The sequence below is a fragment of the Roseibium album genome, from assembly GCF_965233825.1.
Lineage (GTDB): Bacteria > Pseudomonadota > Alphaproteobacteria > Rhizobiales > Stappiaceae > Roseibium > Roseibium album.
Window position 1 is genome coordinate 5,934,663 of the sequence record NZ_OZ247583.1, and the last position, 15,879, is coordinate 5,950,541.

Consider the following 15,879-nt stretch of genomic DNA (forward strand, 5'->3'; position numbering starts at 1 on the left):
GCTCAGGCTGCGCGGCAGGTCAGGCCCGAGCGGAAGGTATCCTGCCCTCGCGGGCCGAACTTGATCCCTCTTAGCGACGACGCACCGCCACCACGCGTCTTGATTGTCACAATGTAAATGCCGTCGCGCTCATGATTGCTGAGCACACCGTCGGCTCCCGGCGAAAGTTTCAGGTAAGCATCGAGCGAAATCGTCTCGCTCTGACCATTGGCGGCACGGCGCCTGGACGGTATGGGCGCGAAACTGCCCGAACCCTGCCGGCATTCGACCGCCCTGGTCATACGACCGCTATAGCGCAGGATACGCGTGCCATCAGAACGCCGTGTCACCTGCCGGAAGCCGAGTTGCTTCAACCGCGCAACCTCCTCATCGACCGAAACATCCGGACGATTGACAGACGAACTGACGCATCCGGTGAGAAAGACCAATAAGACGATTAGAGCTGCACTGCTTTTGATCATGGGGATCCCGCCTGTGTCTCACTGCATTTGCGTCAGTCTCGACAGAATGTCGAGTGTGATGTCATCACCGGGCGCAGCAAGCCCGCGTGAGGAGAATGCGTCGTTCAAGCCCTGCCGCGTGGCAGGTCCGAATTGACCGTCAGCTGCTCCGGTAAGCACACCCAGACGTATCAGCAAGGTCTGCGCAGCCGCAACGAATTCGTTCCGGGTATATGAAGCTGTGCTCTTGTTCACGGCGTCCACCAGATTGACATCGTCACTCAATCCGGTTGCCGTAGCGTACCAGATGAGTGCTGCCAACCTGTCCTCGGGCACACCCCTCCCGGCTTCCGACAGGCGCGCCATGTCCAGCGCCGCCCAGGGAACACCGCCCTCCGCGGCGACACGGAACCAGCGTGCGGCTTCTTCAAAATCAGGCTCGGCACCATCCGAGGACGCCCAGGCGCGGCCGGCATCCCGTGCCGCCCATGGGTTCTTGTCTGCGGCAGCCACGAAGAGATCACGGGCACGCGACACGTCCTTGGAGACACCGCGGCCCTCGAACAACAGGCGCCCGAGATCGCGTTCGGCACCGTAAACCTTCTCTGTGACGGCCCTTTCAAACAATGCAGCGGCGCGGCCAGGATCATCAAACAGCGGATGGCGGGACGCATAGACCCGGCCGAGCCTGTAGAACGCTTCGGGATCGTTCTCACGCGCAGCCCGCACAAACAGGCGAACAGCCGCCTCTACGTCCTTGTCGATCCCCTGCCCGTTCTCATACATGATCCCGAGCCGCGTCAGGGCATTGGGCACTCCTCGCCCCGCGGCGGTTTCGAACCAGAAACGGGCTTCTTCGAAATTTTGCGGAATGCCGTCACCGGTCTGATACATCCGGGCCAGGCGCGTCTGTGCGGTCAGCTCGCCGCTTTTCGCCGCCGCCGTATACCATGTGACGGCCTCGTTCACGTCCTTCTCGACGCCAAGACCCTTTTGATAGAATTCGGCGATGTTTGTCATGGCCCAGTCATTGCCGAGGTCGGCACCCTGCCGGTAGTAGTCCAGAGCCTGGGTATAATCCTGGGCGACGCCTACGCCCGCCCTGTAGATCCATGCAAGCGCGGTATAAGCGGCAGTTTCCCCCCGGTCGGCAGCAATTTCGAAAAGCGCTTTCGCACGAGGATAGTCGCGCGGCACCGCCTGGGCATCAAGATGCATCTGACCGAGATAAACCATGGCGGAGGCATAATCGGCATCGACTGCCTTCTGCTGCCATTCGATTGCCTGATCATAATCACCGGCAGACCGATAGGCACGTGCGAGCTGAGCCCAGAACCGCACCACATCGGGATAGTTTGCAACGGCGATTTCGCAAACCTCGATGGCGGCATCGAAGTTTCGGTCGATAATGAATTGACGCGTGCCGGCAGTGACACGCTGGCTGTCGTAAGGGTTGCCCGCCAGGATGTCACAGGCATCCACGTAAACATCCAGTTGCGCCTCGATCGGATCTGTGTCCCCCTCGTCGCGCAATGCGATGCTGCGAAACTTGTCGCGTCCACCATTCGAACCGACTTGCGGAGTATAGGAGAGCTGATTGTCTTCCGGCAGCCAATGAACCGTTCCGCCATGAAGCGGCTTGCCCGAACCTTCCGTCACCACTCCGAGACGCGACGCACTTTCGACATAGATCCAGCCGTTTTCACCATTCTTGCTGCCAAGGGGCTTTTCGCCGACGCCGATCGGTACGGTCAGTTGCGCATTGTCGAGCGCAGCGACGATCTCCGATCTGGCCGAGCCATTGACCGCATCAACCGGTCGGGAGGCAATTTCCGGCAGCGAGGTATCGGAGACGAGAATATCATCGGGGTTGCCACCCAGTTCACTCAGGCGCTCTTTCGCGTCCTCAAGGAATGCTCCCGTCGGCATGGTGCGGATATAGGAAGCAAATGCCTCCGCCCGGTCACTGTCGCGGATCGAGCGCCAGAAGGTCCTGTCGATGATGCGGCGCGGCGGCAACCCGCCCAGCGTATCGGAGGCAATACTCATACCGGTGGTCGCGCTGCGCAAATCATCCACAAGCGGCATGAAGTAAAAGCGGCTTTCAAGCGTGCTGGTCGTCCAGGTGATCTGTTCCCCTTCGGTTGTTTCGCGCACATGGCCGCGAATTCGGCGGAACAGGTCGATAATTTCAAGCCCGGGCTCGCTGATATTGTCGGAAATTGCCTGCGTGTAGGGACTGTGCTTGCCCTCGCCGTCATAGGCGACTGAACCGGGTGCGGTGGCAAAGCTGATCACTGTTTCAGCATCACCGGCCGTCATTTCCGCCAGCCCGCCACGACTGGACTGTGACAATTGCTCCAGGCCGCGCGAGACTTCTTCCTGGGAAGCTCCCAGGCTTATGGCACGCGAGACGATTGTTTCCGCTTCCTCATCGGTGATTTCGCCAAACGGATTGTTTCGGCAGGCATCGAGGAGAACGATATTAAGCTTCGCGCCCGAGTTGGACATGATGTCGACAAACAGCTGGGCGTCGATCGACTGATCTATCAACTCTTCGACGGATTGCGGCGCCACGGAAACGGGCAGCAAATAGTTGCGTCCACCGACCTGAACACCGTGACCTGCATAATAGAACAGCGCTTCGCTGCCCTCTCGCAGACGGCTGCGGAATGTCGCCAGATCGGCGAGCATCTTCTCGCGGTCACCATCGATCGTTTCGATAACTTCAAAACCGGCTTCCCAGAGTTTTTCCGCGACAAGCTCCGCGTCATTCACCGGGTTGGGAAGCGGGGCGACTGATCTGTAGGCCGAGTTGCCAATGACCAGCGCCACACGCGAGGTGGAATTGGCCAGGGCGTCCGGCGTTTGCGCGTATGAGGGGGCGCACAGCAATACGACGGCCACCGAAATGGCACTTGTCGTTTTCAGCAAAAACCGCATCGGTCGCTGCATTGGAAATCTCAATAGAGGCCAGGTGCCTGAACCTGGCGAACTCCGGTCGAGGCCGAAGTGTTCTGGTTGAACATGTTAATGATCTCGTCCCTCGATAGGCCCGGATTTTCCCGCATCAGCCGAAATTCAACGAGCGCCAGAAAAGCCGCGTTCGCCTCTGGTCCGTCCGGGTTGCTTCGCAAATAGGCGCGTGCAGAGGCGGGCGATTCAAATTGCCGGGAATTTTGTGCGACGGCACTCGTCAACGGAATGCCGAGCACACTCAGCAAGGCCAGCACTTTTCCAAGGACCCAACGAGGCATAACCGAATTTACCCGAATTGATTGACATAAAAAATCAGAAATCCATTGGCGCAATTAGATGCGAGCCTTAGTAACGTGTCAAGGCTAACACGGCACGGTTCAGCAACACGTGATGCTCACTAGCTCGCAATGCGAAGACGTGTAAAGGTGAACACATGAACGATGCGGCCAACGTAACCCCAGTCCCGGTAACGTTTTTCCCGGACTATCGGGCGACAAACCCCTATCAGACGCTTCTTTACGAGAATCTCGGTCCTGCGTTCAAGGCAGAACCGGGAACAATCGAGGATGCACTCGCGCTTCAAAAAGCCTCTCCAGGCAAACCGCTCCTGTTTCATCTGCATTGGGAACACGCGGTTTTCACGGGTTCGGGTGAGCCTCAAGTTGTTGACAGGTTTCTCGACGATATCAGTCGCTTCCACTCGGCCGGAGGCAAGGTGATCTGGTCGATCCACAATCTGAGACCCCACGATGGCCACAAGAGCAATGCCAATGATGATCTTCAGTCGGGACTATCGAAAATGGCGGATGTTCTTCACCTGCACTCGCTCCCCGCAGTTGCCGCAGCACGGGACGAACTGGACCTGCCAGAACGCAAAATCCGGGTGATTTCCCATCATAACTATGAAGGTGCTTATCCGGTATTCCCGCGCAAGGCCGCTCGCGCTGAACTTGGCCTGTCCGGCGCTCGAATGGTTGTACTCTGTCCTGGTCGTGTTGCGCCCTACAAGCAACCACACGAACTCGTGTCGGAATTTCTGAAAGCAGCATCTCCGGAAGATCGTTTGATTATTGCTGGGGAAACCGCTCGAAATTTCGATTTTAACCTTCCTTCGGACGCACGGTTAATTCACCGCGAAGGATTTGCCACTCCGGAAGAAGTCGGGCGCCTGCACGCGGCTGCGGACTTCGTGGTTTTGCCTTATCGTGCATCGCTCACCTCGGGCTCGGCAATTCTGGCCGCCACCCTGGGCAGGGCGGTTATCGGACAGGACACGCCTGGGCTCCGTGACGTGGTCGCGCCGCCAAGCACCGGTATCATCTACCAAAACGGCGGCCTCGCCGATGCCTTGCACAATGCGCTTGATGAAGAGGCAGAGACCTGGGCAGAACGTGGAAAGGCGGCTGCCGGCCTGGCGAGAGCCCGCAACCAGTTAGCGATTGCGGCAACCTGGCGGGACGTCATGAATTCTCTGGTCCGGAAGGATTACAGCCGCTTGGGAGGACCGTGATGTTGAATTTCCTGATTCAGGCGCGCTGGGCAGGCAAACAGGCGCTGGAGATCCTGGATGCGGATGAGGCAGCCTGGCCATTCAATACAGACAGTCCTGTTCTGCAAGATGTCGTTCGCCAGGACAGAACGCTGTCGATCATGCTCGTTAATCTGTGCGGACTGGACTGGGTCGAGATCGAACCGCTTCTGCCCGTCGCGCGTGCAGGAGCCAGGGAGCAGGACATGCTGCCGGTCATCATCGTCGACATGACAGACCTTGTTCCACTGCGAAACACCAGCCTGGCCTATGACGTGCTGCCCAGTGTTCGGGCCAATTCACCAATTCTACCCGATCTTGATTGGCGCGCATATTTTGCCCGCCGGAAAGCTCTATTGATCGAAAAGTGGCAACCCGAGGCGATTGTCCACCTCGGCAGTGATCAGGATTGGTAAGACCGTGCTTGACTTGACGACATGCGATGCGGTTTTCCTGAGTTTTGACGAGCCGAACGCGGATTCGCACTATGACCGTGCTCTGGAATATCTGCCGCACGCAAAAAGGGTGCACGGCATCAAGGGCTTCGATGCTGCTCATCGCCATGCCGGTGAAATCTGCGGCAGCGACCACGTGATCACGATCGACGCCGACAATCTGCTGACGGATGAGGAGTTCTTTTCCGGACGGTTTGATGTGTCCCCCCGTGACAGGGAAGCTGTCTTTTCCTTCAGCGCCCGTAATGTGCTGAATGCCCTCGAGTACGGAAATGGCGGCGTAAAGATCTGGCCGCGGGAAACCCTGGTGACCTTGCGATCGCATGAAAACGCGCGGCGCCCGGAGGCAGCCGTCGACTTCTGTTGGACGACACCCTACTTCCAGGTCAACAGGGTGCTGTCGGAAGTGCATATGACCGATACGCCGTTCCAGGCATTTCGCGGCGGCTTTCGCGAAGGGGTCAAATTCAATCTCGCCGGTGGCACGCTCGCTTACAAGGTCTATCCCGACTTGCCGAAAGGTGAGGCGCTGCTCAGCCACATAGGTGATGCAAATCTTGAACGTTTGAGAATCTGGTGCAGTGTCGGCGCGGATGTTCCGAACGGCGATTGGGCAATCCTCGGCGCACGTCTCGGCTGCGTCATGACGGCACTGGACGGTTTCGAGCATGCACACGTTGCAGACTACGGCTGGGTAAGAGATTTTTGGGAGAAAACAGTTTATGCCGATTGGCAGGATGACGCCCGTCGGCACGAGGCCATCATCGATCTCGGCAATCGGCTCAACAGGGAACTTCAGCTCGAAATCGCCGATCTCGATGCTGCTGCATCCCGCTTCCTCAAATCCACGTACCACCGGCGGCGCGCCTTCGGGATGACGGTCACCGTGTAGTGCCGGACCGGTCACCGGCAACGGCCTCTCCTGAGCTTGCATACAACGTCTGTCCGTCCTTGTGCTTCAAGCCGGCATCAAATCTGGATGCGGGTGATCAGCTGTCGCCGTCACGGACGACGAAAACGGAGCATCCCGCTCTTCTGACAACGCGCGAAGCCGTCGAGCCCAGGAAATAGTCCTGTGCGGAGGGGTGGTGCGAGCCGACAAGAATGAGATCCGTATCATTGGCTTCGGCATATGCGGCAATCTGCACCCCGGGTTTGCCTGTCACCACCTCACAGGCGATATGCTGGTCTTCACCGACCGCGGCGCGAAGCTTCTCCGCAACTTTCTGAGTTAGATGATTGTCGATCTTCAGATCCACGAATTCGGAAACAAAACCGGGGATGCTTTCAAGAACGGTCAGCAAGGTGATCTGTCCGTCCTCCGCCAACAGGTGTCGTGCTATATCGAGTTTTCGGGCGATAAGCGTTTCATGGTCGAGCGCAACCGGAATGAGAATTTGCTTGTACATCGGATCGAACAACCTCCGTTTTTCAAATGCAGTCAGGCGCGGATTGATCCAATCCGCACACGCGCGCGGTAGCACCCTGGTTCGTCACGTTCCAGCCTCCGCAATCTTTCGCAGCGCTTCGAGATAACGAGCCGGAACTTCGATACCGTTCGCTTCCGCCTGGCGGATCGCGGAAATGCGTCTGCTTCCTGGAATCCGCGCACCATCAAGTGTGTCGATGGCGGTCAAGAGCTCCTCAAGGCGTTCAGCGAACCGGTCGTCCTGGGGCCTCATCGCGATCAGGAATTGCCCGACACCGGGTGGCGGCCCGTCCGCGGAGAAGAACGAGGAGGCCTGGGAGCTGAATGATGCACCGGTCATGGCGGAGGCCAGGATTTCCACCATCAGTGCCAGGGCGGTCCCTTTGGCCTCGGCGATGGGAGCCATCGTGCCATCAAGGGCTTTTGCAGCGTCCGTTGTCGGATTTCCGTCCCGGTCGAGCGCCCAGCCTTCCGGGATAGGCTTGCCCGCCTTGTGCGCGCTCATCACCTTGCCCCGTGCGACCCTGGAAAGAGACAGATCGACAACCAGGGGGTCACGGCCCGGACGCGGCGCTGCAAAAGCTATCGGGTTTGTGCCGAAAACCGCTTCCTTTGCCCCATAGGGGGCCATGGCCGCCGGCGAATTCGCAACCATGATGGCAACAAGGCCCTTGCGCGCCAGTTTTTCCACCTGAACCGACAGGGCACCGCAATGATGGGAACGTGTAATCCCCATCGACACACAGCCGGTGACCTTCGCCAGTTCAGCCCCCCGTTCGATCACCTCATCAAGGGCCGGATAGGCAAAGCCGTTTCCTGCGTCCGCAAGCAGGCTCGCTGTCCCGACTTCCCGGATATCAACGGTCGCATCTACCTTGATCTTACCGCTGCGCGCCTGTGCGACATAGTCCTCGACCCGGGAAAACCCGTGCCCCACCTGCCCTTCCGCTTCTGCGGCAACGAGCGCGCGCGCCACGGATTTTGCGTTTTGCTCGGGCACGCCGACGCTCACAAAAGCCGATCTGATGAGATCAGTTGCGTCGTTCAAGCTCAGGCGTTCGCTCGCTTCCATGCGCATTCCTTCAATGCGATGGCCGGCAAGCCGGCCATCTTCCTCCACGCGTCAGGCGCTTCGGTAAAGTTTGGTCATCGAGAATTCCCTGTGCCCGAGAGCTTCGGCCGCAGTGTTGCGGCCGTTGGCCGTACGGCGGATCATGTCGATAAGCTCGTCACCGGCCTCATCGATGGTCATCTCGCGGCGCAAGATGCCCGAGACATCCACATCCACGTGCTCGCTCATTGTCCGAACGGTTCGTGGATTGGCGGTTATCTTGATCACGGGCACGATCGGGTTTCCGACCACATTGCCCTGGCCTGTCGGGAACGTGTGGATCACGGCGCCACCGGCTGCCATCAGGGTCACGCATTCGGCAGCCGCCGAAGACGAGTCCATGAAATAGAGCCCTTTACCGGACTTCGGTGCTTCGGCCGGCTCCAGAATGTCGATGTATTTCGACGTGCGGCCTATCTTTTCCAGATTGCCGAGCGCTTTCTCCTCGATCGTGGTCAGCCCACCTTCGATATTGCCCTTGGTCGGCTGGCTGTCGGACAGGTCATCGGTCTGGTGAGCGAAGATCACATCATCCTGATATGCCTTCCACATCTTGTACCAGCGCTCGCCGACCTCTTCATTGACAGCGCGCTTTTGGCAGATGTGCTCCGCACCTGTGATTTCCGAGGTTTCGCCGAAAAAGCCGGTGATGCCCTCGGGTAGCAGCTTGTCGTACATGTTACCGACGGTCGGACAGGATCCAAGACCGGTCGTGGTATCGCTTTCGCCGCACTTGGTTGAAATCCAGATGTCCGAAAGAGGGCATTCTTCACGCTGAAGCTCAGTCGACCAGTGCACGAATTCCTTCGCTTTCCAGGAAGCGGCCCGAATGGTTTCGAAGTCCCCGTTCTGTTCGATCGAAAACTCGGCAACAGGCTTGCCGGTTTCTCTGATGCCGTCAGCGATACGCTTGGTCCACCCGGGTTCGATCCCGATCACGACAACGGCAGCAACGTTGGGGTTTGCGCCTGTTCCGATCATGGTGCGGAAATGAAGTTCGAGGTCCTCACCGAACTGAAGGCGCCCATAGGCGTGCGGGATGGCAAGCGTGCCTTTCACATTGTTGGCAACTGCCTCACAGGCGGCATTTGAAATGTCGTCAACCGGCAGGATTACGACGTGATTACGCACGCCGACGCGGCCGTTTTCCCGCCGGAAACCCTTCACCGTGACATTTGAGTATTTGGAAGACATGGACACGGTTCCTTACCAGCGTTTGGTTTTGCAGTTGTGGGTATGGACATGGTCACCCTTCGGAATATCAGCGATGATCTTCCCGATGTCCTCGCCATATTTCGTCGCGGTGTCGCCGTCCTTGAGGTCTTTCAACGCGATTTTGTGACCGATCGGCACATCAGCGCCGGCGGTCAGCCTGAAGGTGGAATTGTCATGCGTAACGCAGCACAGCATGTCCGTGCCGGCGGTCAGACCCTCCACGACGACCACACCGACATTGTCGGCATGTTCGTGGACGAGCAGGTGGGGAATTTCAGACATGAAAGTCTCCTTAGGTGTTTGGCGTGAGTAGAATTTTTGGCACTGCAACCTCGCCCGCCCGCAGATCGTTGAAGGCCTTCAGGCCGTCTGACAAAGGCCGGATCTCGACCCAGTCAAGCGATCCAAGCCGTCCGTCGAACATGGCTTTCGCAGTGTCACGAAAGTCTTCGGCAGTGTAGGTATACGTGCCGATAAAGGTAATTTCCTGAAGCGTGATGCGTCGAATATCCAGACCACCTTCAGCCGAGCCCAGACCGATATGGGCGATCACGCCTCCCGGTTTGACGCGGGATGATGCCGCTGCACGTGTCGCCGCAAATCCGACCCCATCAACCACAAGATCGAATTGCCCGCTGGCATCGGCTTCTTCCGGTGTCAGGACTTCAATCCCGCAGCTGGAGGCAAGGAAACGGGCTCTTTCGACATTCGGCTCGACCAACTGGACCTTGTCGATACCCTGAGCCTTGAGACAAAGCGCGGCGCCCAGTCCGATCGCTCCGCCGCCGATGACGAGCGCACATGCGTCGGCCGGATTGCCGAAGAGTGCCTGTCTGGCAAGCCGAACGGCATGCCAGCCACAGGAAATCGGTTCGGCAAGCGCTGCCTGGGCATCGCTGACATGGTCGGGCACGACAACCAGATTGGCTTCCGGCATCGCAAGATAGTCGGCAAATCCGCCTTCGCGGGGCGGCATTGAAATGATCTGACGGTTGCCGCACAGGTTATCCCTGCCGGCACGGCATGCTTCGCAAGACCCGCAGCTGACAAGCGGATTGACGGTGACGCGCTGCCCGGAGAGTTCACCGGATACCACGGTACCGGCAACTTCATGGCCGAGAATGAGCGGCGCGGGACGGCGCTCGTCATGTCCAAGAAATGCGTGCATGTCCGACCCGCAGATACCGGTATGTGCAACGCGGATGAGCGCTTCGCCGGCCGACGGAACCGGGTCGGTGACGTCTCTGTAGGCCTGAGCCTCGGGACCCGTGTAAACGAGTGCTTTCATTTTGCGGTAAACCCTCCGTCGACCATCAGGACCTGGCCTGTCACATAAGCAGATGCGTCCGAGCAAAGAAACAGGAGCGGTCCGTCCATGTCTTCCAGCTTGCCATTTCGTCCGACACAGGTCTGTGCGGCATTGCGCTGCGCCCTCTCATCGTCGCCGAAAACCGCAGCGGTCAACTCCGTTGGAAAAAAACCCGGACCGATCGCGTTAACATTGATGCCATCCTTTGACCAGGCCTCCGCCATCGCCCTTGTAAGTTGGCCGACGCCGCCTTTGGAAGCACCATATGCAATTCCCCCGGGGAACGCCCGAGAGGTCTGCAGAGACGCAAAATTGACGATCCTGCCCCAGCCTTTCTCGCGCATGGACGGAACGAATGCCTGACTGAGAAAGAACGGGACGGACAGGTTTAGTGAAAGTGTGATGTCCCATCCTTCAGGTGTGACATCGTCAGCTGTTTCACGGGTATTGATCCCGGCAGCGTGCACAAGGATCTGCGGTGGACCAAACGGACCAGCGATATTGCCTGCAACGGCCGCAATGGCGTCACGATCTGAAAGATCGGCCGTGACAGCCGCTGTTTGCCCCCCTGCTTCCCGTCTCCAGTCCTCCAGATCGGCAGATCTGCGGGCCACGCCGACGACCGATGCTCCCGCCGACGCCAGAGCTGTCGCGGCGCGCCGGCCGAGACCGGAGCTTGCCCCGGTTACACAGGCAACCTTTCCGGAAACATCAAACAGGCTCGACATGTGATCAGGCCCCGGCATCGGCGGTCAGATCGAAAGTCTCGTCCGGGAAGTATTTCTTGAGCCGGATGTCTGCTGTGCGGGCATGTCCCTCCATGCCTTCAAGCCTCGAGATCCTTGCCGTTGCCTCGGCAACCGGTTTTGCACCGTCACGTGTTGCCCGCTGCCAGGTGACGATCTTCATGTATTTGTGGACGGAAAGACCCCCGGTATAGCTGGCGGCGCCGGATGTCGGCAGCACATGGTTGGTTCCGGAAGCCTTGTCACCGAAAGCGACGGTGGTCTCCTCGCCGAGGAACAGCGACCCGTAGCAGGCCAGCCGACCCAGCCACCAGTCCAGATCCTGTGCCTGCACAGTCAGATGTTCAGGTGCATAGGCGTCGGAAGTCACGGCCATTTGTTCCCGGTCGCCGCACAGGATGACCTCTGCATAGTCCCGCCAGGCCGCCGTTGCGTTGTCCCGGTTCACTTCCGGCAGATCGTCGATCAGCTTTGGTACCAATTCCATGACTTCTTCGGCCAGCGATCTCGTGTCGGTCACCAGCCAGACAGGCGAGTTGTAACCATGTTCCGCCTGGCCGACGAGATCTGCGGCAACGACGGCAGGGTCAGCGGTGCTGTCTGCCAGGATCAGGCTGTCCGTCGGACCCGCTATCATGTCGATGCCGACCCGGCCGAACAGTATGCGCTTGGCTTCTGCCACGAACTGGTTTCCGGGACCGACCAGAATATTCGCCTTGGGTAGTCCGAAAAGACCGAAAGTCATGGCAGCAACACCCTGGACCCCGCCCATCGCAAGGATCTTGTCTGCGCCGCAGACCTTCGCCGCATGAACAATCGCCGGATTGATTCCGACGCCGGGCCGTGGCGGCGAACAGGCGATGATATTCTTGCAGCCAGCCACTTTTGCAGTCGTTACGGTCATGATAGCGCTGGCGATGTGACTGTAGCGGCCCCCCGGAATATAGCACCCGGCTGTTTCGACCGGTATGCTCTTCTGACCTGCGACAAGGCCCGGGATCACCTCGATTTCGATGTCCTGACAGGTTTCTTTCTGAGCTTCGGCAAACCGCTTGACGTTTGCATGCGCAAACTCGATGTCCCGCTTCAGCTTGTCCGGCACCAGGGCGGCAGCTGCCTCGATTGCTGCATCGTCCAACAAGATGTCGCCATCATACTTGTCGAACTTTGCCGCATAGTCGAGCGCGGCTGCATCTCCCCCCTGTTCGATGGTATCGAGAATCTCCTGCACGATCTTCGTGGTCTCGGAGGCGTCGGTCTTCGATGTCCGGACCGCCTTTTTCAGATATTCAACAGACATTGTGGACCTACTTGTAGATGTCAGGAAGAAACGTGGTGGAGAGCGTCGGGACATAGGCGATCAGAAGTGTCACGAGGAGCATGAAGAAGACGAACGGCACGGCACGGGCGGCTATCTTCAAAATTGATTCACCTGTCAGGCCTGACACAACGAACAGATTGAGACCAAGCGGCGGCGTGATGAAGCCGACACCCAGTGCAGTGATCATCATGATGCAGAACTGGATTTCGTTCATGCCGATGTTATCGGCAAGCGGCTTCAGGATCGGTGCCAGGATCACGATGTTCGGCGTGGTCTCCATGACACAGCCCGCGGCGATCAGGATCCCGATCATCAGGAGGATGACCAGCGCCGGTTCGCTCGTCAACGACGTGACGGCATAAACGAACCCCTGTGGAACTCCGAGGATCGCCAGGGCTTGGGCGAGCGGCAGGGAAAACGCGATGATCGGCACGATCACGCCATTGACCTTGGCCGAGCTGACCAGCATGGCCGGGAAGTCCGAGAGTTTCAGCGTTCCAAGCAGAAATCCCATCCCGATCGTGATCATGACCGCCACGGCACCGGCCTCTGTCGGTGTCAGGCGACCGGAAAAGATACCGTAAAAGATCACACCGGGGACGATGAAGGCATACCAGCCCGATTTCAGCGCCTTGCCGAGATTGGCCGCCCATTCACCGAAGGTCATGAGCCCGCCGCCCTCGTAGGCATAGATACGGTTCATGACGATGTTGGTCACCAGAATTGAAAGCAGGATCGCAATGCCGGGTATCAGCGCGGCAAGAAACAGGGTCGAAGCGGAAATACCAAGAACCAGACCGATGATGATGTATGCGATTGACGGCGGGATAAGGATCCCCGTACACGCTCCAGCCGCAACAAGAGCGCAGGCATAGGGGCGTGGATAGCCGCTTTCCACCAGTCGTTCGATTGTCATCCGGCCAACAGCAGCCGCACCGGCGGCATCGGAGCCGGAAATGGCGGAGAACATGCCGCAGACAAGAACCGTCGCAGATCCGAACCCGCCCTTTGCCCAGCAGGTGAGCGCTTCAGCAACATCAAGAAATTTGCGGCTGAGCCCGGTACGTACAAGCACGTCTCCGGTCAGGATGAACAGTGGAACGGCGGTCAGGGCGAAGTGATCGATCCCGTGGAAAAGGCTCTCGCCGACGAGCGACAGCGGCAAGGCGCCGGAAATCATGAGCATTGCGATTGCCGCCGAGCCGATCGCGGCCCAGACCGGAACGGCGAGCGCGATGAGACCGACGAAGATCAGAACGGGACCGTAGAAAGACCACCCCAGTTCGACGGTTTGTTGCTGTAGTTGTTGCCAAAGCATGGTCGCCTCCCTCAGTCGAACAGTTTGTCGCCTTCGTAGACGGGACGACCGTCACGAAAGTCGCGCAGATCGCGCAGGAGTGACTGGGCAAGGCGGAACAAGACCAGACCAAACCCGAATGGAACGGCAGAAAGGAACCAGACTTGGGAAATTCTCAGTCCATGCGTTACGGAGCCGAATTTCGCCGACACGAGGACGGTTTCCAAAGACCAGTAGAAGGCAACGATCGCAACGAAGGCCATGACCAGGTCGCCGAAGATGTAGAGCAGTGCCTTCACGCGCGGCCCGACATACTGCATCAGGACATCGATACGGATATGCCCGCGTTCCTTGACCGCTGCCGCAGCCCCAATCCAGGCCAGGTAGATAAAGGAATAGCGGACGATTTCCTCACCCCAGATGGACGAGTATGCAAAGACCTCGCGCCGGACCACCTCAATAAACATGGTCAGGACAAGCATCACGTAGAAAACCAGCAACAGCCAACGTTCGCCGTTCCGGTCCAGGGCTTGAAGGACATTCGACATGGGCACTCCTCTGCCGTTCCCATCAGCTCGGGGTCTGATGCGGCGGTCGCGCGATTAGGGTGTGTTTGAACGGAACTGAGACCGGCGCCGGTCGGCGCCGGCCAGTCAACGCAACTCGTTATGCGTCGTGGACGTAGTAACGGCCCATTGTGTTGGCTGCGTCTTCAAGGCGGCCGAAGGACTCCATAGAACCGGCGAGTTCAACCTTGAACTTGTCCCAATCCTCAAGCTGATATCCGCCCGTTGCTTTCCATTCCGCGAGCTGATCATCACTCAGCGAGTGGAATTCAACACCGGATTTGACCAGTTCGGCCATCGCATAGGACCGGGCAGCCGGAACCTTGGCGAGATTCTGCTGTGCCGTGATCTCGCCGGCAAACTCGATGCCTTCCTGCACGTCGGCAGGCAGCGAATTGAACCACTCCAGGTTCATGGAGTAAACTTGGCTGTCCGGCACTGCCTGGGTGAACGTGACATGGCTCAGGATGTCCTTGAAGCCGAACACGTAAAGGGCACCGACGGACGGGTCGAGAGCATCGGCCACGCCTTGCTTGATCGCGGACGGTGTTTCACCCCACGCCACCGGTGTCGGGTTCGCACCCACCATGCGGTAATACTGCTGCAACATCGCCGAACCGGGGACGCGGAATTTCACGCCAGACAGATCGGACGGCGTGATCACCTTGTTGCCGCCTTTGCGCACGGCGACGACCCGCGGGTCGATCACGACATAAAACAGTGCCTTGAAGCCGGAAGCCTCGATTTTCGGATGCACTTCCTTTTTCCAGGCGTCGGATGTCACCAGATTGGTGAAGCGCTGGTTGGAACCGCAGAAATACGGCATGTTGATGAGGTCAACAGCAGAGGCAAACGGCGCAAAGTTGGACAGGGAGTGCTGAGCTGCCTGAATTGTGCCGCCCTGAACGGCCTGCGCCAACGCTCCGCCGGCACCAAGCTGGCCACCTGGAGCGAGCTTGACGTAGACTTTGCCGTTAGTGGCGTTCTGTATGTTTTCCTTCAGGTCCAGCTGCATGATCGGATAGCTGCGGGACGCACCGAGCACATAAGCGGTCGCAAGCGTCATTGTGTGTGCTGCAGCCTGTTCGCGCGACCGTTCTTCCTGCGCTGTTTGCGCGACGGCCTCATCGGACCACAGTGTCCCGGCTGCTCCGGCAACAACTGCTGCGGTGAAGCTGCCGGCTCCGGCCAGTTTCAAGAAATTTCTGCGCTCATTCGACGCGATGTCTTCAGTCTTCTTCATCATTTCCTCCCAAAATCCGAAAAGATCCAGCTACTTGCCGGAACGTTCATTTGCTTCTTTCTTCAGAACCGATGCGGTAAACGCGATCGAGACGGCCAAAAGCAGAATCAATTCACCGACATTTCCCAAAGGCGGTGTTGCACCGAAAGAACCGATCGAAACATTGACAACAAAGACCGCAAACAAAACGGCCGCCAAAACCAAAAGCATGATCAACTCCCAACGATCATTTAACCCGGC

General features: G+C 58.5%; 17 protein-coding genes. 3 read left to right on the top strand and 14 right to left on the bottom strand.

All coding sequences use genetic code 11. The annotated features are described in order from the left end of the window. Positions 1 to 2: 2 nt before the first annotated feature. The 3 genes from ACO6TI_RS27320 to ACO6TI_RS27330 are packed head-to-tail and all read right to left on the bottom strand — an operon-like array spanning position 3 to position 3,697. Positions 3 to 461 (bottom strand): hypothetical protein, encoded by a 459-nt coding sequence (locus ACO6TI_RS27320; protein WP_029060980.1) that lies wholly within the window; start codon positions 459 to 461, stop codon positions 3 to 5. An 18-nt stretch (positions 462 to 479) separates the two neighbouring features. Beyond that, the gene (locus ACO6TI_RS27325) at positions 480 to 3,395 is read right to left on the bottom strand and encodes a caspase family protein (RefSeq protein ID WP_422383765.1); all 2,916 of its coding nucleotides are present in this window, start codon (positions 3,393 to 3,395) and stop codon (positions 480 to 482) included. 8 nt (positions 3,396 to 3,403) lie between these two features. Next, positions 3,404 to 3,697 carry a hypothetical protein gene (locus tag ACO6TI_RS27330; protein ID WP_055117527.1) on the bottom strand — a complete coding sequence of 98 codons (294 nt, stop codon included), beginning with the start codon at positions 3,695 to 3,697 and terminating at the stop codon, positions 3,404 to 3,406. Between the two features lie 155 nt (positions 3,698 to 3,852). On the opposite strand from ACO6TI_RS27330, the gene ACO6TI_RS27335 reads away from it, so the two are divergent. Genes ACO6TI_RS27335 through ACO6TI_RS27345 form a run of 3 tightly spaced genes read left to right on the top strand, consistent with a single transcriptional unit; the run spans position 3,853 to position 6,294 of the window. Continuing rightward, entirely contained in the window at positions 3,853 to 4,929 is a 1,077-nt protein-coding gene (locus tag ACO6TI_RS27335; RefSeq protein WP_196899930.1) for a glycosyltransferase, read from the top strand. After that, entirely contained in the window at positions 4,929 to 5,363 is a 435-nt protein-coding gene (locus ACO6TI_RS27340; RefSeq protein WP_196899931.1) for a hypothetical protein, read from the top strand. The genes ACO6TI_RS27335 and ACO6TI_RS27340 overlap by 1 nt, the downstream gene beginning before the upstream one ends. A 4-nt stretch (positions 5,364 to 5,367) precedes the next feature. Beyond that, entirely contained in the window at positions 5,368 to 6,294 is a 927-nt protein-coding gene (locus ACO6TI_RS27345) for a hypothetical protein (RefSeq protein WP_055117537.1), read from the top strand. A gap of 97 nt (positions 6,295 to 6,391) precedes the next feature. Here the strand turns inward: ACO6TI_RS27345 and ACO6TI_RS27350 are convergent, their stop codons facing one another. From ACO6TI_RS27350 to ACO6TI_RS27400, 11 genes are all read right to left on the bottom strand, one after another. Continuing rightward, positions 6,392 to 6,811: a universal stress protein gene (locus tag ACO6TI_RS27350; protein ID WP_055117539.1), complete on the bottom strand. Its 420-nt coding sequence runs from the start codon at positions 6,809 to 6,811 to the stop codon at positions 6,392 to 6,394. 84 nt (positions 6,812 to 6,895) lie between these two features. Continuing rightward, positions 6,896 to 7,903: an Ldh family oxidoreductase gene (locus ACO6TI_RS27355; protein ID WP_209012357.1), complete on the bottom strand. Its 1,008-nt coding sequence runs from the start codon at positions 7,901 to 7,903 to the stop codon at positions 6,896 to 6,898. 51 nt (positions 7,904 to 7,954) lie between these two features. Further along, a complete protein-coding gene (locus ACO6TI_RS27360; protein WP_104703550.1) occupies positions 7,955 to 9,136 on the bottom strand; it encodes a UxaA family hydrolase in 1,182 nt (393 codons plus the stop codon). Positions 9,137 to 9,148: 12 nt separating this feature from the next. Continuing rightward, positions 9,149 to 9,439 carry a UxaA family hydrolase gene (locus ACO6TI_RS27365; protein WP_029060988.1) on the bottom strand — a complete coding sequence of 97 codons (291 nt, stop codon included), beginning with the start codon at positions 9,437 to 9,439 and terminating at the stop codon, positions 9,149 to 9,151. A 10-nt stretch (positions 9,440 to 9,449) separates the two neighbouring features. Then, positions 9,450 to 10,445, bottom strand: coding sequence for an alcohol dehydrogenase catalytic domain-containing protein (locus ACO6TI_RS27370; RefSeq protein WP_196899932.1), 996 nt, complete (start codon positions 10,443 to 10,445; stop codon positions 9,450 to 9,452). After that, positions 10,442 to 11,194, bottom strand: a complete 753-nt coding sequence (locus tag ACO6TI_RS27375; protein ID WP_196899933.1) for an SDR family oxidoreductase — start codon at positions 11,192 to 11,194, stop codon at positions 10,442 to 10,444. Before ACO6TI_RS27375 ends, ACO6TI_RS27370 begins: the two co-directional genes overlap by 4 nt. A 4-nt stretch (positions 11,195 to 11,198) precedes the next feature. Continuing rightward, complete coding sequence (hisD, locus tag ACO6TI_RS27380; RefSeq protein WP_422383766.1) at positions 11,199 to 12,512, bottom strand: histidinol dehydrogenase; 1,314 nt, start codon at positions 12,510 to 12,512, stop codon at positions 11,199 to 11,201. Positions 12,513 to 12,519: 7 nt separating this feature from the next. Beyond that, positions 12,520 to 13,851 carry a TRAP transporter large permease gene (locus tag ACO6TI_RS27385; RefSeq protein WP_055117548.1) on the bottom strand — a complete coding sequence of 444 codons (1,332 nt, stop codon included), beginning with the start codon at positions 13,849 to 13,851 and terminating at the stop codon, positions 12,520 to 12,522. A gap of 11 nt (positions 13,852 to 13,862) precedes the next feature. Further along, positions 13,863 to 14,378, bottom strand: a complete 516-nt coding sequence (locus tag ACO6TI_RS27390) for a TRAP transporter small permease (RefSeq protein ID WP_104703546.1) — start codon at positions 14,376 to 14,378, stop codon at positions 13,863 to 13,865. A gap of 118 nt (positions 14,379 to 14,496) precedes the next feature. After that, positions 14,497 to 15,642 carry a TRAP transporter substrate-binding protein gene (locus ACO6TI_RS27395; RefSeq protein ID WP_029060994.1) on the bottom strand — a complete coding sequence of 382 codons (1,146 nt, stop codon included), beginning with the start codon at positions 15,640 to 15,642 and terminating at the stop codon, positions 14,497 to 14,499. A gap of 27 nt (positions 15,643 to 15,669) precedes the next feature. After that, a complete protein-coding gene (locus ACO6TI_RS27400; RefSeq protein ID WP_029060995.1) occupies positions 15,670 to 15,849 on the bottom strand; it encodes a hypothetical protein in 180 nt (59 codons plus the stop codon). Between the last annotated feature and the right edge of the window lie 30 nt (positions 15,850 to 15,879).